Annotated in this window: 14 protein-coding genes, 2 rRNA genes and 1 pseudogene; 4 read left to right on the top strand and 13 right to left on the bottom strand. The window is 70.8% G+C overall.

Annotated features, from left to right (window positions below):
- The first annotated feature begins 94 nt into the window (after positions 1-94).
- A complete protein-coding gene (locus RIU97_RS30915; RefSeq protein ID WP_404960857.1) occupies positions 95-1,477 on the top strand; it encodes an FAD-binding protein in 1,383 nt (460 codons plus the stop codon).
- 22 nt (positions 1,478-1,499) lie between these two features.
- Positions 1,500-3,119, top strand: coding sequence for a PucR family transcriptional regulator (locus RIU97_RS30910; protein WP_404960856.1), 1,620 nt, complete (start codon positions 1,500-1,502; stop codon positions 3,117-3,119).
- Positions 3,120-3,268: 149 nt separating this feature from the next.
- Here the strand turns inward: RIU97_RS30910 and RIU97_RS30905 are convergent, their stop codons facing one another.
- The 5 genes from RIU97_RS30905 to RIU97_RS30885 all read right to left on the bottom strand — a co-directional run bounded on the left by RIU97_RS30905 (position 3,269) and on the right by RIU97_RS30885 (position 8,492).
- Entirely contained in the window at positions 3,269-4,399 is a 1,131-nt protein-coding gene (locus tag RIU97_RS30905; protein ID WP_404960855.1) for a glycosyltransferase family 4 protein, read from the bottom strand.
- Between the two features lie 261 nt (positions 4,400-4,660).
- Entirely contained in the window at positions 4,661-6,385 is a 1,725-nt protein-coding gene (gene recN, locus RIU97_RS30900; RefSeq protein ID WP_404963010.1) for a DNA repair protein RecN, read from the bottom strand.
- A 118-nt stretch (positions 6,386-6,503) separates the two neighbouring features.
- Positions 6,504-7,412: an NAD kinase gene (locus RIU97_RS30895; protein ID WP_361769205.1), complete on the bottom strand. Its 909-nt coding sequence runs from the start codon at positions 7,410-7,412 to the stop codon at positions 6,504-6,506.
- Positions 7,409-8,224, bottom strand: coding sequence for a TlyA family RNA methyltransferase (locus RIU97_RS30890; RefSeq protein ID WP_361769203.1), 816 nt, complete (start codon positions 8,222-8,224; stop codon positions 7,409-7,411). Before RIU97_RS30890 ends, RIU97_RS30895 begins: the two co-directional genes overlap by 4 nt.
- 7 nt (positions 8,225-8,231) lie before the next feature.
- The gene (locus RIU97_RS30885; RefSeq protein ID WP_404960854.1) at positions 8,232-8,492 is read right to left on the bottom strand and encodes a hypothetical protein; all 261 of its coding nucleotides are present in this window, start codon (positions 8,490-8,492) and stop codon (positions 8,232-8,234) included.
- A gap of 64 nt (positions 8,493-8,556) precedes the next feature.
- On the opposite strand from RIU97_RS30885, the gene RIU97_RS30880 reads away from it, so the two are divergent.
- On the top strand, positions 8,557-8,904 hold the full coding sequence (locus tag RIU97_RS30880) for an SCP2 sterol-binding domain-containing protein (RefSeq protein WP_404960853.1): 348 nt from the start codon (positions 8,557-8,559) through the stop codon (positions 8,902-8,904).
- A 94-nt stretch (positions 8,905-8,998) separates the two neighbouring features.
- Here RIU97_RS30880 and RIU97_RS30875 read toward each other — a convergent pair whose 3' ends face one another.
- From RIU97_RS30875 to RIU97_RS30860, 4 genes are read right to left on the bottom strand one after another with little or no spacing between them, the layout of a single operon-like run.
- Positions 8,999-9,832 (bottom strand): ABC transporter ATP-binding protein, encoded by an 834-nt coding sequence (locus tag RIU97_RS30875; protein ID WP_404960852.1) that lies wholly within the window; start codon positions 9,830-9,832, stop codon positions 8,999-9,001.
- Positions 9,829-10,902, bottom strand: coding sequence for a FecCD family ABC transporter permease (locus RIU97_RS30870; RefSeq protein ID WP_404963009.1), 1,074 nt, complete (start codon positions 10,900-10,902; stop codon positions 9,829-9,831). The genes RIU97_RS30875 and RIU97_RS30870 overlap by 4 nt, the downstream gene beginning before the upstream one ends.
- Positions 10,903-10,904: 2 nt before the next feature.
- On the bottom strand, positions 10,905-11,960 hold the full coding sequence (locus RIU97_RS30865; RefSeq protein ID WP_404960851.1) for a FecCD family ABC transporter permease: 1,056 nt from the start codon (positions 11,958-11,960) through the stop codon (positions 10,905-10,907).
- A gap of 50 nt (positions 11,961-12,010) precedes the next feature.
- Positions 12,011-13,048, bottom strand: coding sequence for an HAD hydrolase-like protein (locus RIU97_RS30860; RefSeq protein ID WP_404960850.1), 1,038 nt, complete (start codon positions 13,046-13,048; stop codon positions 12,011-12,013).
- A gap of 113 nt (positions 13,049-13,161) precedes the next feature.
- Between RIU97_RS30860 and RIU97_RS30855 the strand changes: the two genes are divergently transcribed.
- A complete protein-coding gene (locus RIU97_RS30855; protein WP_404960849.1) occupies positions 13,162-14,433 on the top strand; it encodes a DUF1015 family protein in 1,272 nt (423 codons plus the stop codon).
- A gap of 70 nt (positions 14,434-14,503) precedes the next feature.
- On the opposite strand, the gene RIU97_RS30850 is transcribed toward RIU97_RS30855, so the two are convergent.
- The 4 genes and pseudogenes from RIU97_RS30850 to RIU97_RS30835 form a co-directional block, all read right to left on the bottom strand.
- Positions 14,504-15,361: a hypothetical protein gene (locus RIU97_RS30850; protein WP_404963008.1), complete on the bottom strand. Its 858-nt coding sequence runs from the start codon at positions 15,359-15,361 to the stop codon at positions 14,504-14,506.
- Between the two features lie 354 nt (positions 15,362-15,715).
- A pseudogene (locus tag RIU97_RS30845) lies at positions 15,716-16,936 on the bottom strand (hypothetical protein); the annotation flags it as partial.
- A gap of 104 nt (positions 16,937-17,040) precedes the next feature.
- Positions 17,041-17,157: ribosomal RNA gene (rrf, locus tag RIU97_RS30840) — 5S ribosomal RNA — on the bottom strand.
- A 106-nt stretch (positions 17,158-17,263) separates the two neighbouring features.
- Positions 17,264-20,382 (bottom strand): 23S ribosomal RNA (locus RIU97_RS30835).
- Positions 20,383-20,618 lie beyond the last annotated feature (236 nt).

Here is a 20,618-nt window from a genome sequence, read left to right as displayed (position 1 = left end):
CGGGCGTACGGGGCGCGGGGTGCTCGCCGCGCCCCGCCGATCCCCGCCCCCTACGCTGGAAGGGTCCTATGCCCTCCTGTGGAAGGGGGCGGCCATGGCTCCCCTCTCGAAGGCGGGCGCGGCCCTGACCGCGCTCCGCGAGGACCTGTCCGGCACGGTGTTCGCCCCGGAGGATCCGGGGTACGACGAGGCCCGGACGGTCTTCAACGCGATGATCGACCGCAGGCCCGCCGTGATCGCCCAGTGCGAGAGCGCGGCGGACGTGGTGACCGCCGTGCGTTTCGCGAGGGACCTGGACCTGAACGTCGCCGTGCGCGGCGGCGGGCACAGCGTGGCCGGGATGTCCCTCAACGACGGCGGCCTCGTCGTGGACCTGCGGCGGATGCACGAGGTGACGGTCCACCCGGCGGCCAGGGCCGCGCACGTCGAGGGCGGCGCCACGATGAGCCACCTGGACCGGGCCTGCCAGCCGTACGACCTGGCCACCACCGGCGGCCGGGCCTCCACCACCGGCGTCGGCGGGTTCGTGCTGGGCGGCGGGACCGGCTGGCTGGACCGGAAGTTCGGCCTGGCGGTGGACAATCTGCTGGGCGTGGACCTGGTCACCGCGGACGGCCAGCTGCTGCACGTGACCGCCGAGGACCACCCCGACCTGTTCTGGGGGCTGCACGGCGGCGGCGGGAACTTCGGCATCGCCACCTCGCTGACCCTGCGCCTGCACGAACTGCCGCACATGTCGATCGCGTTCCTGCTGTACCTGCCCGAGCGCGGGGCCGAGGTGGTCCGCGCGTTCCGGGAGGTCATCGAGGCCGGACCGCCGGAGGCCTCCGGCGGCGCCCTCTACCTGACCGGCCCGCCCGAGGAGTTCGTACCGCCGCACCTGGTCGGGCTGCTGCTGGCCGGTGCGCTGCTGACGTACGCGGGCCCGGAGGAGGAGATGCGCGAGCTGGCGCGGCCGCTGCTGGCGATCCCCCACGAGTCCGAGATCGTCACGGCCATCCCGTACGCCGACCTCCAGTGCATGATCGACGACCCGCCGGGGATGCGGAACTACTGGTCGGCGGAGTACCTCACCGGTCTCCCCGACGAGTTCGTGGACGCCTTCTGCGCCCGCGCCGAGTCCATGCCGGTGCCGACCGGCACCCAGCACCTGGTCTTCCCGCAGGGCGGAGCCATCGCCTCCGGCCCGGCCGACTACCCGGTGCCGTACCGCGACGCGCCCTGGGCCGTGCACCCGTTCGGGATCTGGGAGGACGCCGCCGACGACGAGAGGTGCCGGCAGTGGGTCAAGGACGTCCGGGCCGACGCCGAGCCGTGGAGCACCGGCGCGGTGTACCTGAACTTCACCGGGGACGAGGGCGGGGACCGGGTGGTCTCCGGCCTCGGCAGCACGAACATGCAGCGGCTGGGCGCCCTGAAGCGGCAGTACGATCCGGACAACATCTTCCGCTTCAACCACAACATCCGGCCGACGTGACCCCCTGATAGCGTCCCGCGATATGGACAACCAGGGCGGGATCACGGTTCAGCGGGCACTGGAGCTGCCGGGACTGCGCAGCGGGCTGCCCGAGGTCGTGGCCTGCGCCGACCGGCTGGGCCGCACCGTCCGCTGGGTCCACGCGGGCGAGGTCCCGAACATCGCCTCCCTCCTCAAGGGCGGCGAGCTGCTGCTGACCACCGGCCTCGGCCTGGGCACCCGGCCCGCCGAACAGCGTGCCTTCGTACGCCGCCTCGCGGACCGCGGGATCGCCGCGCTGGTGGTCGAGCTGGGACCGCGCTTCACCCGGCTGCCGGCGACGATCGTGGAGACCGCGCGCACGGCGGGTCTGCCCCTGGTCCAGCTCCACCGGGAGGTCCCCTTCGTCACCGTCACGGAGGAGGTCCACACCGAGATCGTCAACCACCACTACGCGCTCCTGCAGCGGGCCGAGGAGGTCCACCGGCGCTGCACGGAAGCCCTGTTGGGCGGCGGGGGCATCCCGCAGGTGCTGCGGATCCTGGCCGACTTCACCGGGAACCCGGTCTTCCTGGAGACCCCCGACGGGCAGCTGCTGTACGCGGCGGGCAGCGCGGCCGGGGACGCGGGCGCGGACCCGCTGCAGGTGTGGGAGGGCCTACGGGGCCAGCGCGAGGCCGAGCCGTCGGCGAACACCGTGGTGGTCGACGTACCGGGCGGGGGCCACGGCACGGGCTCGGTCCGGGCCCGTGTCGTCCTGGTGGGGGTCTCGGCGCCGCTGCTGCCGGTGCACCGGATGGCGGCCGAGCGCACGGCCGGTGTGCTCGCCGTCGTGCTGATGCAGGCACGGCAGGAGGAGGAGCTGGCGGCGCGCGGCCGCGGCGACTTCCTGACGGACCTGGCCGAGGGCCGCATCTCGGCGGAGGACGCCCCGGCGCAGGCCCGCGTCCTGGGCTTCAAGCCGGGCGCGGGGCCGCTGCTGCCGGTGGTCATGCGGCTCGCCTCGGACCTCGGCCCGTCCGGTAACTGGGCCGTCCTGGCCCGCGCGGTCCTGGAGGAGCTCTCGTCCGTCGGCGTGCCGGTCCTGCTGGGCGTCCGCCCGGTCGAGGGCCGGGTTCCCCTCCTCGTGTCCCTCCGGGCGGAGTCGGAACGCAGCGCGGTGGCGGACCGGGTCTCGGCCGCGCTGCGGGCGGGCGTCGAACGCGCGGGCCTGGACCGGGCCGCCGCGCCGCCGGCCGTGGTCGTCGGCGTCGCGGGCGGCTGGGCGGCCGCCTCGGCGGGCCTGCGGCACGCCGCGGAGACCGCCACCGCGGCCCACGGCCTGCCGGCCCGGCCCTGGTACGACGCGCGGCGGCTGGACATCGACCTCCTCCTGTGGCGGCTGCGCGAACACCCCGACCTGGCGGCCTTCGTGGACCGGGCGATCGGCCCGCTCCGCACCCACGACACCACGTCCCGGCCCCCTCTCCTGCCCACCCTGGAGACGTACCTGGCCCACGCGGGCCGCAAGGCGGAGACGGCGCGCGAGCTCCACCTGAACCGCCAGACGCTCTACAACCGCCTGGCCCGCATCTCGGAACTCCTGGGCACGGACCTGGACGACCCGGAGACGGTCCTCTCCCTGAGCCTGGCCCTCCGCGCCCGCCGCCACACACCTTCCTGACGCGGCCCTGCGGGGCTGAGATTGCCGGACGGCACCTTTCGGCGCAGCTCAGCCAGATCCAGCCCCGCCGGCGTTTGAGGCGATCCTTCAGCCCGTCCGGCGTTTGAGACCGGGGTGCGGGGCGGAGCCCCAGCGGCGGGCCTCCGGGGCTAACGCCGGCGACGTTCCATCAGTTCGTCGTAGACGGACAGGACCTGCGCGACGGTGTCGTCCTCGGACGGCCACGTCGCCGCCTGTACCCGCCCCGCCGCGGCCAGCGCGTCCCGCCGCTCCGGATCCGCCAGCAGGCCGGTCACGGCCGACGCGAGCGCCGCCGCGTCCCCCGGCGGGACCAGCACCGCGCCCTCCCCCACCAGCTCCGGCACGCCCCCCACCGCCGTGGCCACCAGCGGCACGCCCACCCGCAGCGCCTCCTGCGCCAGCAGGGCCCGCGCCTCGCGCCGGCTCGGCAGCACCGCCAGGTCCGCCGCCGCCAGCAGCTGCGCCGCGTCCCGGCGGCGCCCCAGCAGCCGTACCGGGAGCCCTTCGGCCTCGATCCGCCGCGACAGTTCGGCCCGTAGCGGCCCTTCGCCCGCAACCACCAGCAGTGGGGCCGGGTCCAGCGCCCGCCACTCCCGTGCCGCGTCGAGCAGCAGGGAGTACCCGCGGTGCGGGACCAGGCTCCCGACCGTGATGAGCAACGGCCGTCCGACCGCCCCGAGTTCCGCCCGCACCTTGCCCGGATCCGCCGCGCCCCGGCCGTCCGGGCCGTCCGGGCACGCCGGTACCGCCACCGGCGCCAGCCGCGCGTCCCGGGCTCCCCGCAGCCGTGCGAGGTCCACGAGGTCCGAGGAGGCGCCGAGGACCACGGCCGCGGCCCGTGCCACGTGCCGTTCCAGCATCCGGCCCAGCCGTCCCAGCGCGCCCGCGGCCGTCGGCCCGTCGCCGTGCCAGCTCACCACCAGCGGCACCCGGCGTCCCCGTATGGCCAGCGCGGCCCGCATCCCGGCGCGCACCCCGTGGGCGTGCACGACATCCGCACCGGCGCACGCGGCCCGCAGCACGCTCACCGCGTCGGGCGCGAACTGCGCCCCGGCGCCGGTGAAGTCGTACTCCCCCTCCGCCTGGACGGGCGCGCACACCGTGACCCGTACGCCGCGCGCGGCGAGCCCGGTCGCGAGCGACCGTACGTGCGCGCAGCTGCCCGCGCCCGCGCGGTCGCCGAGGACCTGGACGGTGCGGAGCGGCTGGCGCCCGTAGGGCTGTGCCGGGAGGGAGGTGGAGACCGGGGAGCTGCTCACGGGCCGAAGCTCCAGGGTGTGGGAGTCAGAGATGTCGCCAAGGATGCCAGTCCGCACGCGCGTTCCGGGACCATACGGGTGCGGATCCCGTACGAGATACCGCCGGACACCCCCCAGCCTCACCCACACGGCCTAGCACCGCGGCACCCTGGCGGCTGCCCGCGAGGGCCGCGGCCGCCCGGGAACGGCTGCGGACACGGCGGAGGGCCCGCCGCGCGGTGCGCGCCGGGCCCTCCTGAATCCGTGTCGCCTCGGCCCGGCTCACGCGTCCGCGCGCGCCGCCGCCAGCAGTTCCTCGGCGTGTGCCCGCGCGGAGACCGAGTCCTCGTGCCCCGCCAGCATGCGCGACAGTTCGCGGATCCGGTCCTCGCCCTCCAGGACGGTGACCCCGCTCCTGGTGACGGACCCGTCGTTGGTCTTCTCGACGAGCAGCTGGCGGTCGGCGAAGGCCGCCACCTGCGGCAGGTGCGTGACGACCACGACCTGCGCCGACTTGGCGAGCTTCGCCAGGCGCCGGCCCACCTCGACCGCCGCCTTGCCGCCGACTCCCGCGTCGACCTCGTCGAAGAGGTAGGTCGGCACCGGGTCGGAGCCGGCGAAGACGACCTCCACGGCGAGCATCACCCTGGACAGCTCACCGCCCGAGGCGCCCTTGGCGATCGGCCGCGGCTGGGCGCCGGGGTGCGGGGCCAGCAGCAGTTCGACCTCGTCCGCGCCGGAAGGTCCGTAGGCGACCGGGCGGCCGTCCACGTCCACCCCTTCGGGGTCCTCGGCCTGCCGGACGTCGATCGTGACCCGGGCGTGCGGCATCGCCAGCGAGGCCAGCTCCTCCGTCACGGCGGAGGCGAAGCGGGTCGCCGCCTCCACCCGGGCGTCCGTCAGCGCCTGGGCCAGCAGGGACAGTTCGGAGCGCAGCCCGTCGCGTTCGGCGGTCAGCTCCGTGATCCGCTCGTCGTCGCCGTCCAGTTCCAGCAGCCGTGCCGCGCCCTGCTCGGCCCACTCCAGTACGGCGTCCACGGTGCCGTCGGAGCCGTACTTGCGGATCAGCTGGGTCAGGGCCGCCCGCCGCTCCTCCACCGCGGCCAGCCGCAGCGGGTCGGCGTCCAGGTCGTCGGCGTAGCCCGCCAGCTCTCCGGCCACGTCGGACAGCAGGATGCCCAGCTCCCCGATCCGCTCGGCGAGCGCGCCGAGCGCCGGGTCGTGCGACCGTACGGATTCAAGGGCCCGGTGGGCCCCCGCGACGAGCATGTTCGCGTCGATGGCCTCCGGGTCCTCGGGATTGCCCGCGAGCGCGGCGTGGGCCAGCTGCGCCGCCGAGGCCAGCGATTCGGCGTGCCCGAGGCGCTCGGCCTCGGCCGCCAGCTCGGTGTCCTCGCCGGCCACCGGTTCCACGGCCGCGATCTCGTCCAGCCCGAAGCGCAGCAGGTCCGCCTCCTGGGCCCGCTCCCGGGCCCGGGTGGTGATCTCCTCCAGCTCGACGGCGACGGCGCGCAGCCTGCGGTAGGCGGAGCCGTACTTCTCCAGCGGGACGGCGACGGCGTCGCCGGCGTACCGGTCGAGCGCCTGCCGCTGCCGGGCCGGGCGCAGCAGCCCCTGCTGGTCGGTCTGCCCGTGTACGGCGACCAGGTCGTCCGCGAGCTCGCCGAGCAGGCCGACGGGCACGGAGCGGCCGCCGACGTGGGCGCGCGAGCGCCCCTCGGCGGACACGGTCCGGCTGATCAGCAGGGCTCCGTCGTCGAGCTCCGCCCCGGCCTCCTCGGCGCGTACGGCGGCGGGCGCGCCGGGGCGCATGACGATGCGGCCCTCGACGACCGCGGCCTTGGCCCCGATGCGCACCAGGGCCGGGTCGGCGCGACCGCCGAGCAGCAGCCCGAGGCTGGTGACGACCATCGTCTTGCCCGCGCCGGTCTCGCCGGTCACCGCGGTGAAACCGGGCGACAGCTCGACCACCGCGTCGTCGATGACCCCGAGCGACCGTATCCGCATCTCCTCAAGCACGGGACGACGATACCGAGGTTTCACCGGTGCCATGTGACGTCACCCGTCCCGAGTTCTCCGAACGGATGTGCTATTAAGGGCGAAGGGCGACACGCCGGGACACCCGCTAGTGGGGCGCCCCGCGCCAACCGGACACGGGCAGTGCGAACTTCGCGACCAGTCGGTCCGTGAAGGACGCGTGGTGCAGCCGGGCGAGCCGCACGGGCACCGCCCCGCGCCGGACCTCCACACGGGCCCCGGACGGCAGCTCCAGCATCCGCCGGCCGTCGCACCACAGCACTCCGTGCGGGGTGCCGGCCTGCACCTCCACCGCCAGCACCGAGGTGGGCGAGGTCACCAGCGGCTTCGCGAACAGCGCGTGCGCGCTGATCGGTACCATCAGCAGCGCCTCCACCTCCGGCCAGACCACCGGCCCGCCCGCGGAGAAGGCGTAGGCCGTCGAGCCCGTCGGAGTCGCACAGACGATCCCGTCACAGCCGAAGCCGGTCACCGGGCGCCCGTCGATCTCCAGGACCACCTCCAGCATCCGTTCCGGGGACACCTTCTGGACCGCGGCCTCGTTCAGCGCCCAGTCCCGGTGGACCACGTCGCCGTTCGTGCGCACGACCACGTCGAGGGTCATCCGCTCCTCGACCTCGTACGAGCGCGACACCACCCGGTCCACGACCTTGTCCAGGTCGTCCCGCTCGGCCTCGGCGAGGAACCCCACCCGGCCCAGGTTGACGCCCAGCATCGGCACCCCCGAGGCGCGGGCGAACTCCGCGCCCCGCAGCAGGGTCCCGTCCCCGCCCAGCACGATCAGCAGCTCACACCCGTCGAGCACGCCCGGGGTGGACTCGGTCACGAGCTCCACCTCGGGCGGCAGCGGCAGGTCCACCGCCTCGTGCGCGAAGACGCGTACGCCCAGCCCGCAGCGCAGCAGCCCCTTGACGACCAGCTCCGCGCTGCGGATGGCCGCCGGCCGCCCGGTGTGCGCGAGCAGGAAGACGGTGCGTTCCCCCGTTGAATCTGTCACTGCGGCCCCTCCGCCACTGCACGGTCAACATCCGCCGGGTCGAGTGCCGGTGCCCCCGCCCGCAGCCACAGAAAGTACTCGACGTTGCCCGAAGGACCCGGCAGCGGACTCGCCGTCACCCCGACAACGCCCAGACCCAGCTTCGCCGCCTGCGCCGCGACCTCTCGCACGGCCTCCGCCCGGAGCTCCGGGCTGCGCACGACTCCGCCGCTGCCCAGCCGGTCCTTGCCGACCTCGAACTGCGGCTTGACCATCAGCACCAGGTCCGCGTCGGGCGCGCAGCACCGTACGAGCGCGGGCAGCACCAGCCCGATGGAGATGAAGGACAGGTCACCGACGACGAGGTCCACAGCGACCCCGTCGATCTGCTCGACCGTCAGCTCGCGCACGTTCGTCCGGTCCTTGACCGTCACCCGGTCGTCGCTCTGCAGCGACCAGGCGAGCTGCCCGTAGCCGACGTCGACGGCGACGACGTGGGCGACGCCCGCCCGCAGCAGCACGTCGGTGAACCCGCCCGTGGAGGCCCCGGCGTCCAGCGCGCGGCGGCCCTCCACGCGCAGCCCCTGCGGCTGGAAGGCCGCGAGCGCGCCCGCGAGCTTGTGGCCGCCCCGCGAGACGTAGTCGGGATCGCTGTCGTCCTTGAGGACGACCAGAGCCGCGCTCGTCTCGACCTGGGTGGCGGCCTTGGTCGCGGTGGTGCCGCCCACGGTCACCCGGCCCGCGGCGATCAGCTGCGCGGCGTGCTCGCGCGAGCGGGCCATGCTGCGGCGTACCAGTTCGGCGTCCAGGCGGCGGCGTGCCACTCCTGCCACGTTCGGTTCAGCTCCTGTTTTCGTACGGACCAGGGACGGGCGGTGCGTCCAGCGCGGTCAGCGCCTCGCGCAGCCCCCTGTGGACATCCTCGTACACCTGGACGTGTCCGTCCGCCGCGAGGTGGTCCGCGTCCGCCAGCCGCGCCAGGTGCGCGTCCACGCCGGCGTGTCCGGTGGGAGTGCGTACGACGCCCAGCGCCACGGGCCCCGCTGGCCCGGCGGAGGCTTCGCCGTCGGCTTCTGCTGCGCCCTGGGCTTCGTCGGTCATGCCCCGACGCTACCCCGAAGCGCCCCGCGACCACGCACGGCTCTGCGGTACGGTCGTGATCACGATGGCTACGATCCAGGAGTGCCGCGAAGCACTCGACACCCTCTCCGGCAATCTCGCCCGGGCCGACGGCGGCGTACGCGGCGCGGCCGCGCTCGACCGCTCCCTGAGCTGCCACATCACGGACCTCGACGAGACGTTCACGGGCCGCCTCGACGGAGGCAGCATCCGCGTGGACGCGGTCGCCCCCGGCCCTCCGGCCGCCAAGGCCGAGATCCGTCTCGCGATGACGGGCGACGACCTCCTCGCCCTGGTCGCGGGCGACCTCAAGTTCGCCAGGGCCTGGGCCTCCGGCCGAGTCAAACTGGAAGCCGGCTTCCGCGACCTCCTGCGCCTCAAGAGCCTGCTCTAGCCCGCACGAACCGGCCCCGCCGCACCGTCCAGCCCCTCCGGCGTTTGAGGAGCGGGGGTCCGGGGCGGAAGCCCCGGCAGCCGGCCCGCACGCGCTACACCACCGCGTGAGCCCCCGCACGGGACCGCCGCGCAGCCGGAATCACCAGCGGCGTCCCCGTCTCCGGGTCGTCGATGATCTGGCACTTCAGGCCGAACACCTTCTCCACCAGCTCCGCCGTGACCACCTCCGCCGGCGGCCCCTCCGCCACGACCTTCCCGCCCCGCATCGCGATCAGGTGCGTCGCGTAGCGGGCCGCGTGGTTCAGGTCGTGCAGCACCGCGACCAGCGTCCGCCCCTGGTTCTCGTGCAGCTCCGCGCACAGGTCCAGCACGTCTATCTGGTGCTGGATGTCCAGGTAGGTCGTCGGCTCGTCGAGCAGCAGCAGCGGCGTCTGCTGCGCCAGCGCCATCGCGATCCACACCCGCTGCCGCTGCCCGCCCGACAGCTCGTCGACGGCCCGGTCGGCGAGTTCGGCGACCCCGGTCGAGGCCATGGACTCGTTCACGACCCGCTCGTCCTCGGCCGACCACTGCCGCAGCAGCCCCTGGTGCGGGTACCGGCCGCGCGCGACCAGGTCCGCCACCGTGATGCCGTCCGGCGCGATCGAGGACTGCGGGAGCAGCCCCAGGGTCTTGGCGACCTTCTTCGCCGGCATCGAGCCGATGGCCTGCCCGTCCAGCAGCACCCGCCCGGCGGCCGGCTTCAGCATCCGCGACAGGGCCCGCAGCAGCGTGGACTTGCCGCAGGCGTTGGGGCCGACGATCACCGTGAAGGAGTTGTCGGGGATCTCCACCGACAGGTTCTCGGCGATGACCCGCTGGTCGTAGCCGAGCGTCACGTTCTCCGCGGTCAGCCGCTGCACTTGCGTACTCCTCATCAGGTTCATATACGTCCCGCCTTGCGCTCGGTGACGAGCAGCCAGAGCAGGTAGACACCGCCGACCAGCCCGGTCACCACGCCCACCGGCAACTGGTCGGCGCCGAAGGCCCGCTGCGAGGCCCAGTCAGACACCATCAGCAGCACCGAGCCCATCAGTGCGGCCGTGAGCAGGTTCCCGCCGGGCGAGCGGGTGAGCCGCCGGGCCAGCTGCGGCGCGGCCAGCGCGATGAAGCTGATGGGCCCGGCCGCCGCGCTCGCCGCGGTGGTGAGCAGGATCGCCGCGAGCATCAGCAGCAGCCGCGTCCGCTCCACCCGCACCCCGAGGGCGTACGCGGCGTCGTCGCCCATCTCCATCATCCGCAGGGCCCTGCCCTGCCCGAGGACGAGCGGGAAGAGCACCGCGCACACCGCGAGCAGCGGCCACACCTGCGCCCAGTCCCGGCCGGCCAGCGAGCCGGTCAGCCAGACCATGGCGCGGGTGGCCTCGATCATCTGGGCCTTCGTGATCAGGTACTGGATCAGGGCGATGAGCATGGCGGAGGCGCCGATGCCGACCAGCACCAGCCGGTAGCCCTGGATGCCCTGCTTGTACGCCAGCAGGTAGACGGCGGCTCCGGCCAGCAGGCCGCCGATCAGCGCACCGACGGCCACCTCGTTGGCATCGCCCTTGAAGAGGATGATGACGACGAGCGCGCCGACCACCGAGCCGTAGCCGAAGCCCAGCAGGTCCGGTGAGCCGAGCGGATTGCGGGAGACCGACTGGAAGACCGCTCCGGCCATCCCGAGGGAGGCGCCGACGAGGAGGGCGACCAGGGCCCGCGGCAGCCGCAGGTCGTTGACGATGAAGTCGTTGGCGGGGGTGCCGTTGCCCAGCAGGGTCTGGACGACGTCCCACGGTGCGATCTGGAAGTCGCCGGTGCCGATGAGCAGGACGGCCAGCGCGAGCGTCACGGCGGCGAGCAGGAGCCCGACGGCCAGCGCGCGCCCCTCGACGCGCAGCGAGATCCCGCCGGGCAGGTGCAGCGGACGGGGCCCGGACCGGCCCTTGCGAGATGTGTCGTCCACGGTCGCGGTCACGGTCACAGCTGGGCCATCCTCTTGCACCGAACCAGGTAGATGAAGACGGGGCCGCCGATGAGCGCGGTCACGACGCCGACCTGCAGTTCGGCGGGCCGGGTGACGACACGGCCGACGACGTCGGCGCCGAGCAGCAGTACGGGTGACAGGACGGCCGAGTACGCGAGCACCCAGCGCATGTCGGGCCCGGTGAACGCCCGGACGAGGTGCGGGATCATCAGCCCGATGAAGACGATGGGCCCGCACGCGGCGGTCGCCGCACCGCACAGCAGGGTGATGGCGACCATGGCGCCGATCCGGGTCCGCGTCAGGTGCGCGCCGAGCGCCCGCGCCGTGTCGTCGCCCATGGCCATCGCGTTCAGCGGCCGGCCCAGCGACAGCGCGAGCACCGCGCCGACGATCAGGAAGGGGGCCACCTGCCGGACGGTGTCCATGTTGGCCGAGGCCAGCGAACCCACCGTCCAGAAGCGGAGCTTGTCGAGCGCCTTGCTGTCCATCAGCTGCACGGCGTTGATGTAGCCGACCAGGGCCGCGCTGGCGGCCGTACCGGCGAGCGCGAGGCGTACCGGGGTCGCACTGCGGCTGCCTCCGAGCACGTACACGACGACCGAGACGAAGGCGGCGCCGAGGAAGGCCCACCACACGAACTCACGGATCGACGTCGCGCCGAAGAAGCTGATCGCGGAGACCACGGCGGCCGCGGCGCCGGCGTTGACGCCGAGGATGCCGGGCTCGGCCAGCGGGTTGCGGGTCAGCGCCTGCATCACGGCACCGGACAGGCCGAGGCCGAGGCCGACCATCAGGCCGAGGAGCGTGCGCGGCACCCGAAGGTCCCGCACCACCACGTCGGATGGCGTCCCCGCGTAGGCGAACAGGCCGTGCCAGACCTCGTCGAGTGGCATCTGCTTGGCGCCCACGGCGATGCTCACGACGGCGATCAGCGCCAGCACCGCGAGGGCGGCGAGCAGACCGGCGGCGCGCGCGGCATGGCGCGGGCGGGCGGCGGCCCGTTCGGGCGCCGCGCTCGGTTCGGATTCGGGGGGACTCTCGACCAACACGCAGGTTAGGCTAACCTACCCTGCACCCTGGCCGGATCCCCCCTTGCGCCCTAAAGACCCAGCCTGGCCAGCGCCTTCGCCGCGTCCAGCGTGCAGACCCCGTCCCCGGCCGCCGTCCAGGCCGCCGCGCACAGCGCCCGCAGCCCGTCGACCGGGTCCCCCCCGTCCCCCCGCAGTTCCAGCACGCCGCGGTTCAGCGCGACCGCGGTCCAGCCGCCGCAGTGGAAGCCCTCCGCGACCGGTTCCACCTCAGGCTGCCCGGTCAGCAACCCGCGCAGGTCCCGGTCCACATAAGTCGGCCGGTGCCTCGGCTCGGCCCGCACCAGCTGCTCCGCGTCCGTCACCCCGGTCAGCACCAGCAGCGAGTCCACCTCCCCGTTGAAGGCACCCTCGATGTCGGTGTCCAGCCGGTCACCGACCACCAGCGGCCGCTCCGCCCCGGTCCGCAGCACCGTCTCCCGGTGCATCGGGGGCAGCGGCTTGCCCGCCACCTGCGGCTCCGCGCCCGTGGCGATCCGTACGACCTCCACCGCGGCCCCGTTGCCCGGCCCGATCCCCCGCGCCCCGGGGATCGTCAGGTCGGTGTTCGACACGTACCACGGCACCCCGCGGTTGATCGCGTACGAGGCCTCCGCGAACCGCCCCCAAGGCAGTTCGGGCCCCCCGTACCCCTGCACCACCGCCGCCAGGCCCGCCTCCTCGGCCGAGTCCACCGGCACCAGCCCGCGCTCGCGCAGCGCGACCCGCAGTCCCTCCCCGCCGATCACCAGCACCTTCGACTCCGGCTCCACCTGCTCCGCGATCAGCCGGGCCACCGCCTGCGCCGAGGTGATCACCTCGGCCGCCTCCGTCGGGATGCCCAGCTCGCCCAGGTGCTCCGCGACGGCGTCCGGGGTCCGCAGCGCGTTGTTGGTGACGTAGGCGAGGTGCATCCCGTCCGCCCGGGCCGCGGCGAGGGACTCCACGGCGTGCGCGATGGCCTCGCCGCCCGCGTACACCACCCCGTCGAGGTCCAGCAGGGCGGTGTCGTACGCCTGGTGCAGACTCTGCTCACTCGCCGCGGGACTGGTCCTGCTCTGCCGGGTCATCGCGTCCGCTCCTCTGGAGGCCCCTCCCAGCGGTAGCCGGGGGAGATCGATCTTGTCCGATTCTGCACTGCCCCGATCATCCCGCATGGCGAGACGCGATTTACCATGCACCAATGACCACACCTGGCAGCGCGGACCAAGGGCTGCGACTGATCCCGTTCCATGGCCTGCGCTACGTCCCGGAGCGTGTCGGCAGCCTCGCCGCAGTCACCTCCCCGCCGTACGACGTGGTCGTGCGCCCCGACGGAGTCGACCACCTCGAATCCGCCGATCCGCACAACATCGTGCGCCTGATCCTCCCGCAGGCCGGCACCCCGGCCGCGCGCAACGAACAGGCCGCCCGCACCCTGCACGACTGGCTCGCCGAGGGCATCCTCAGCGCCGACCCCGAGCCCGCGCTCTACGTGTACGAGCAGCGCAAGGCCGGCCTGCTCCAGCGCGGCGTCATCGGCGCCCTCGCCCTGTCCGCCGCGGACGCCGGCATCGTCCTCCCCCACGAGGACGTCATGCCCGACGTGGTCACCGACCGGGCCGGCCTGATGCGGGCCACTTCCGCCAATCTCGAACCGCTCCTGCTCACCTACCGGGGCGACGACCCCGGCACGGGCGCGGCCGCGGTCGTCGAGGGGACCGCCCGGCGCGCACCCCTGCTGTCCACCACCACCGAGGACGGCTTCCAGCACCGCCTGTGGGCCATCACGGACCCGGCCGAGCTCGCCACCGTCACGGCGGATCTCAGCCACCGCCAGGCCCTCATCGCCGACGGCCACCACCGCTGGGCGACCTACCTGCGCCTCCAGGAGGAGCACGGCTCCCCCACGGCGTGGGACTTCGGCCTGGTCCTCCTCGTGGACACCGCCCGCTACCCGCTCCAGGTCCGCGCCATCCACCGGATGCTGCGCCGGCTCCCGGTCGCCGACGCCCTCGCCGCCCTCGGCGGCCACTTCCGCATCACTCCGGTCGACGGGCCGCTCCCGCTGGCCCTGGACGCCCTCGCGGACGCCTCGGAACGCGGCAACGCCTTCCTCCTCACCGGCGACGGCAGCTTCCACCTGGTCACCGATCCCGACCTGGCGCTCCTCGACCGCACGGTCCGCCACGACCGCCCGGAGGCCTGGCGCCGACTGGACGCCACCGTCCTGCACGCGACCCTCCTCGACTCCCTCTGGCACGTTCCGGACGCCCCCGAGGAGATCACGTACATCCACGACGCCGCGTCCACCGTGGCCATGGCCGAACGCCACGGGGGCACCGCCGTCCTGCTGCACCCCGTACGGGAAGAGGTCGTACGGGACCTGGCCCGCCAGGGCGTCACCATGCCCCGGAAGTCGACCTCCTTCGGACCGAAACCGGCCACCGGCCTGGTCCTGCGCGGCCTGGGCTGAACCCCCTCCGGACATGAAAAAGGGCGGTACCCCACCAGGGGTACCGCCCTTCTCATTCACTCACCGCGCTTCAGGCCTTGTCGCGGCCCGAGTCCTGCGCGTCGGCGTCGGCCGCGGACTGCTCCAGCGGCTCGTACTCCTCGTCGTCCTCGTCGTAGTACTCGGCGACGTCGGAGGCGCGCTCGGCCGCGGCGATCTCCGCCTCGTCCTCGTCGTCCTCCTCGTCGTCCTCGTCCTCGATCTCGTCCTCGAGGTCGGCGTCACCGTCGACATCGGCATCGACGTCGGACAGGTCGACCGCGGCGTCGACGAACTCGACACCGTCGAGCTCGGCGAGGCGGTCCGAGGCGTCGGTGGTCCCGTCCTTGTCCGCTTCGAGGGTCTTGCCGAACCACTCGCGCGCCTCGTCCTCACGACCGGCCGCCAGCAGGGCGTCGGCGTAGGCGTACCGCAGGCGCGCGGTCCACGGCTGGACGGAGCTGGAGGCCAGCTCCGGGCTCTGCAGCGTCACGATGGCCGCTTCCAGCTGCCCCTGGTCCCGCCGGGCACCGGCCGCGACCAGACGCATCTCGACCTGGCCGGCCTTGTCCAGCTTCTGCACCTCGGGCTCGCCGGCCATGGCCAGCGCCCGCTCCGGACGGCCGAGGCCGCGCTCGCAGTCGGCCATGACGGGCCACAGCTCGACCGAGCCGGTCATGCGCTTGGCGGCGCGGAACTCAGCGAGGGCCTCGCTGTACTTCTGCGTGGCGTACGCGGCGAAGCCGGCGGCCTCGCGGACTGCGGCGACACGGGAGGCCAGTCGCAGGGCGATGCGCGAGTACGCGTACGCCTGCTCGGGGTCCTCGTCGATCAGGCGCGCGACCATGACCAGGTTCTTCGAGACCTCTTCGGCCAGGCCCTTGGGCAGGCTCAGCAGCTCCTGGCGCACATCGGCGTCGATCTCGAGGCCGGTGACGTCCTCGTCGATCGGAAGCCGCTTGACCGGGTCACGGTCGGAGCGGAAGTCGCGGTCGCCGCCACGGTCATCGCGACCGCGGTAGCCACCACGGTCACCACCGCGATCGTCACGGCCACCACGGAACCCGCCACGGTCGCCGCCGCGGTCGTCGCGACGCGGGTAGGACGGGCGGTCGCCGCCACGGTCGTCACGACGGGGGTAGGACGGGCGGTCGCCACCGGAGGGACGCTCGCCACGGTCGTCACGGCGCGGGTAGGACGGGCGGTCCCCACCACGGTCATCACGACGCGGGTAGCTCGGGCGGTCGCCACCACGGTCGTCACGGCCGCCGCGGAAACCACCACGGTCGTCATCACGACGCGGGTACGAGGGACGCTCACCGCGGTCGTCGCGACGCGGGTAGGACGGGCGGTCGCCACCGCGGTCGTCACGACGGGGGTAGGACGGGCGGTCGCCACCGGAGGGACGCTCGCCACGGTCATCGCGACGCGGGTAGGACGGGCGGTCCCCACCACGGTCGTCACGACGCGGGTAGCTCGGGCGGTCGCCACCACGGTCATCGCGGCCGCCGCGGAAACCACCACGGTCGTCATCACGACGCGGGTACGAAGGACGCTCACCGCGGTCGTCGCGACGCGGGTAGGACGGACGGTCGCCACCGCGGTCGTCGCGACGGAAACCGCCGCCACCGCCACCGGAGGGACGCTCGCCACGGTCATCGCGACGCGGGTAGGACGGACGGTCCCCACCACGGTCATCACGACGCGGGAAGCTGGGACGGTCGTTGTCCCGGCGGAAGCCGCCACCGGAGGGACGGTCACCACGGTCGTCACGGCGCGGGTAGGACGGACGGTCCCCACCACGGTCATCACGACGCGGGAAGCTCGGGCGGTCGCCACCACGATCCTCACGGCCGCCGCGGAAACCACCACGGTCGTCATCACGACGCGGGTACGAAGGACGCTCGCCACCACGGTCGTCACGACGGGGGTAGCTCGGGCGGTCGCCACCGGAGGGACGGTCACCACGGTCGTCACGGCGCGGGTAGGACGGGCGGTCGCCACCACGGTCGTCACGGCCGCCGCGGAAACCACCACGGTCGTCATCACGACGCGGGAAGGACGGGCGGTCCCCACCGCGGTCATCGCGGCGCGGGAAGCTGGGACGGTCCCCACCACGGTCGTCACGACGGAAACCGCCACCGCCGCCACCGCCACCGGAGGGACGGCCACCGCGGTCGTCGTCACGGCGGGGGTAGCTGGGACGGTCGCCACCGCGGTCGTCACGACGGAAACCGCCGCCACCACCGCCGGCGGGACGCCCGCCACGGTCATCGCGACGGAAGCCGCCACCGCCACTGGACGGACGACCGCTGGCACCACGGTCGTCACGACGGAACGGGGGACGGTCGCCACCACGGTCGTCACGGCCCCCGCGGTAGCCGCCCCTGTCACCGCCGTCGTTGCGCCGAGGCTCGCGCTCCGGACGATCGTCGGGAGAGTTGGACATGGGTGTGACTCCTGTCTTCGGGGTACCGCTAGTCATTCTCGCGCAACCAACCCATGGCCGCGCTTCGGCGTAAAGAGGTGAAACAAAAAAGGACCCTTGGTCCAGCGTTGAACGCTGGACCAAGGGTCCTTTGAAAGATTGTTCGGCGGCGTCCTACTCTCCCACAGGGTCCCCCCTGCAGTACCATCGGCGCTGAAAGGCTTAGCTTCCGGGTTCGGAATGTAACCGGGCGTTTCCCTAACGCTATGACCACCGAAACCCTATCGGTTTCGAGCGAACAAGCACACTTTGTAGTTATGTTCTAGCTCTAGAAACCAGCAACTGTTCGTTGCTTCAGAACTAACACAGTGGACGCGAGCAACTGAGGACAAGCCCTCGGCCTATTAGTACCAGTCAGCTTCACCCGTTACCGGGCTTCCACATCTGGCCTATCAACCCAGTCGTCTACTGGGAGCCTTACCCTCTCAAGGAGGTGGGAATACTCATCTTGAAGCAGGCTTCCCGCTTAGATGCTTTCAGCGGTTATCCCTCCCGAACGTAGCCAACCAGCCATGCCCTTGGCAGGACAACTGGCACACCAGAGGTTCGTCCGTCCCGGTCCTCTCGTACTAGGGACAGCCCTTCTCAATATTCCTACGCGCACAGCGGATAGGGACCGAACTGTCTCACGACGTTCTAAACCCAGCTCGCGTACCGCTTTAATGGGCGAACAGCCCAACCCTTGGGACCGACTCCAGCCCCAGGATGCGACGAGCCGACATCGAGGTGCCAAACCATCCCGTCGATATGGACTCTTGGGGAAGATCAGCCTGTTATCCCCGGGGTACCTTTTATCCGTTGAGCGACGGCGCTTCCACAAGCCACCGCCGGATCACTAGTCCCGACTTTCGTCCCTGCTCGACCCGTCGGTCTCACAGTCAAGCTCCCTTGTGCACTTACACTCACACCTGATTGCCAACCAGGCTGAGGGAACCTTTGGGCGCCTCCGTTCCCTTTGTGAGGCAACCGCCCCAGTTAACTACCCATCAGACACTGTCCCTGATCCGGATCACGGACCGAGGTTAGACATCCAGCACGACCAGAGTGGTATTTCAACGATGACTCCACCCCAACTGGCGTTGAGGTTTCACAGTCTCCCACCTATCCTACACAAGCCGAACCGAACACCAATATCAAACTGTAGTAAAGGTCCCGGGGTCTTTCCGTCCTGCTGCGCGAAACGAGCATCTTTACTCGTAGTGCAATTTCACCGGGCCTATGGTTGAGACAGTCGAGAAGTCGTTACGCCATTCGTGCAGGTCGGAACTTACCCGACAAGGAATTTCGCTACCTTAGGATGGTTATAGTTACCACCGCCGTTTACTGGCGCTTAAGTTCTCAGCTTCGCACGCCCGAAAGCGCACTAACCGGTCCCCTTAACGTTCCAGCACCGGGCAGGCGTCAGTCCGTATACATCGCCTTACGGCTTCGCACGGACCTGTGTTTTTAGTAAACAGTCGCTTCTCGCTGGTCTCTGCGGCCACCCCCAGCTCACGGAGTAAATCGATCACCAGTGATGGCCCCCCTTCTCCCGAAGTTACGGGGGCATTTTGCCGAGTTCCTTAACCATAGTTCACCCGAACGCCTCGGTATTCTCTACCTGACCACCTGAGTCGGTTTAGGGTACGGGCCGCCATGAAACTCGCTAGAGGCTTTTCTCGACAGCATAGGATCATCCACTTCACCACAATCGGCTCGGCATCAGGTCTCAGCCTTAATGAGGGACGGATTTGCCTACCCCTCGGCCTACACCCTTACCCCGGGACAACCACCGCCCGGGCTGGACTACCTTCCTGCGTCACCCCATCGCTTACCTACTACAAGTCTGGTTCGTCGGCTCCACCACTTTCCTTTCCCCGAAGGGTCCGGAACGGCTTCACGGACTTAGCATCGCCTGATTCGATATTGGGCGTTTCAAAGCGGGTACCGGAATATCAACCGGTTGTCCATCGACTACGCCTGTCGGCCTCGCCTTAGGTCCCGACTTACCCTGGGCAGATCAGCTTGACCCAGGAACCCTTAGTCAATCGGCGCACACGTTTCTCACGTGTGTATCGCTACTCATGCCTGCATTCTCACTCGTGAACCGTCCACAACTAGCTTCCGCTGCTGCTTCACCCGGCACACGACGCTCCCCTACCCATCACAGCGGGCGTTGGCCCTATTGCTGCAATGACACGACTTCGGCGGTACGCTTGAGCCCCGCTACATTGTCGGCGCGGAATCACTTGACCAGTGAGCTATTACGCACTCTTTCAAGGGTGGCTGCTTCTAAGCCAACCTCCTGGTTGTCTCTGCGACTCCACATCCTTTCCCACTTAGCGTACGCTTAGGGGCCTTAGTCGATGCTCTGGGCTGTTTCCCTCTCGACCATGGAGCTTATCCCCCACAGTCTCACTGCCGTGCTCTCACTTACCGGCATTCGGAGTTTGGCTAAGGTCAGTAACCCGGTAGGGCCCATCGCCTATCCAGTGCTCTACCTCCGGCAAGAAACACACGACGCTGCACCTAAATGCATTTCGGGGAGAACCAGCTATCACGGAGTTTGATTGGCCTTTCACCCCTAACCACAGGTCATCCCCCAGGTTTTCAACCCTGGTGGGTTCGGTCCTCCACGAAGTCTTACCTCCGCTTCAACCTGCCCATGGCTAGATCACTCCGCTTCGGGTCTAGAGCGTGCAACTCAATCGCCCTATTCGGACTCGCTTTCGCTACGGCTTCCCCACACGGGTTAACCTCGCTACACACCGCTAACTCGCAGGCTCATTCTTCAAAAGGCACGCAGTCACGACCGTTGTTCCGAAGAACAACGGCGACGCTCCCACGGCTTGTAGGCACACGGTTTCAGGTACTATTTCACTCCGCTCCCGCGGTACTTTTCACCATTCCCTCACGGTACTATCCGCTATCGGTCACCAGGGAATATTTAGGCTTAGCGGGTGGTCCCGCCAGATTCACACGGGATTTCTCGGGCCCCGTGCTACTTGGGAGATGAGCAAGCAAGCCGCTGATGTTTCGTCTACGGGGGTCTTACCCTCTACGCCGGACCTTTCGCATGTCCTTCGACTACATCAACGGTTTCTGACTCGCCGACCGGCCGGCAGACCGATCAAGCTCATTCCCACAACCCCGCATGCGCAACCCCTGCCGGGTATCACACGCATACGGTTTGGCCTCATCCGGTTTCGCTCGCCACTACTCCCGGAATCACGGTTGTTTTCTCTTCCTGAGGGTACTGAGATGTTTCACTTCCCCTCGTTCCCTCCACATGCCCTATGTGTTCAGGCATGGGTGACAGCCCATGACGACTGCCGGGTTTCCCCATTCGGACACCCCCGGATCAAAGCTCAGTTGGCAGCTCCCCGGGGCCTATCGCGGCCTCTCACGTCCTTCATCGGTTCCTGGTGCCAAGGCATCCACCGTGCGCCCTTAAAAACTTGGCCACAGATGCTCGCGTCCACTGTGTAGTTCTCAAACAACGACCAGCCACCCATCACCCTGCTCCACTCGGGAACAAGTTCACTGGGGCCGGCACTGAAGACATGACCTTACGGCCGTACCTTCAGGACCCAACAACGTGCCAAGCACGATCCTCCGTCAGTGACCACTTTCCACGCCGAGCAGTACGTGACATCGGAAACCGTGCCAACTAATCAACGTTCCACCCATGAGCTGACCG

It is taken from the genome of Streptomyces sp. 147326, from assembly GCF_045000215.1.
Classification (GTDB): domain Bacteria; phylum Actinomycetota; class Actinomycetes; order Streptomycetales; family Streptomycetaceae; genus Streptomyces.
This window is presented reverse-complemented; position numbering and strand designations above follow the sequence as displayed.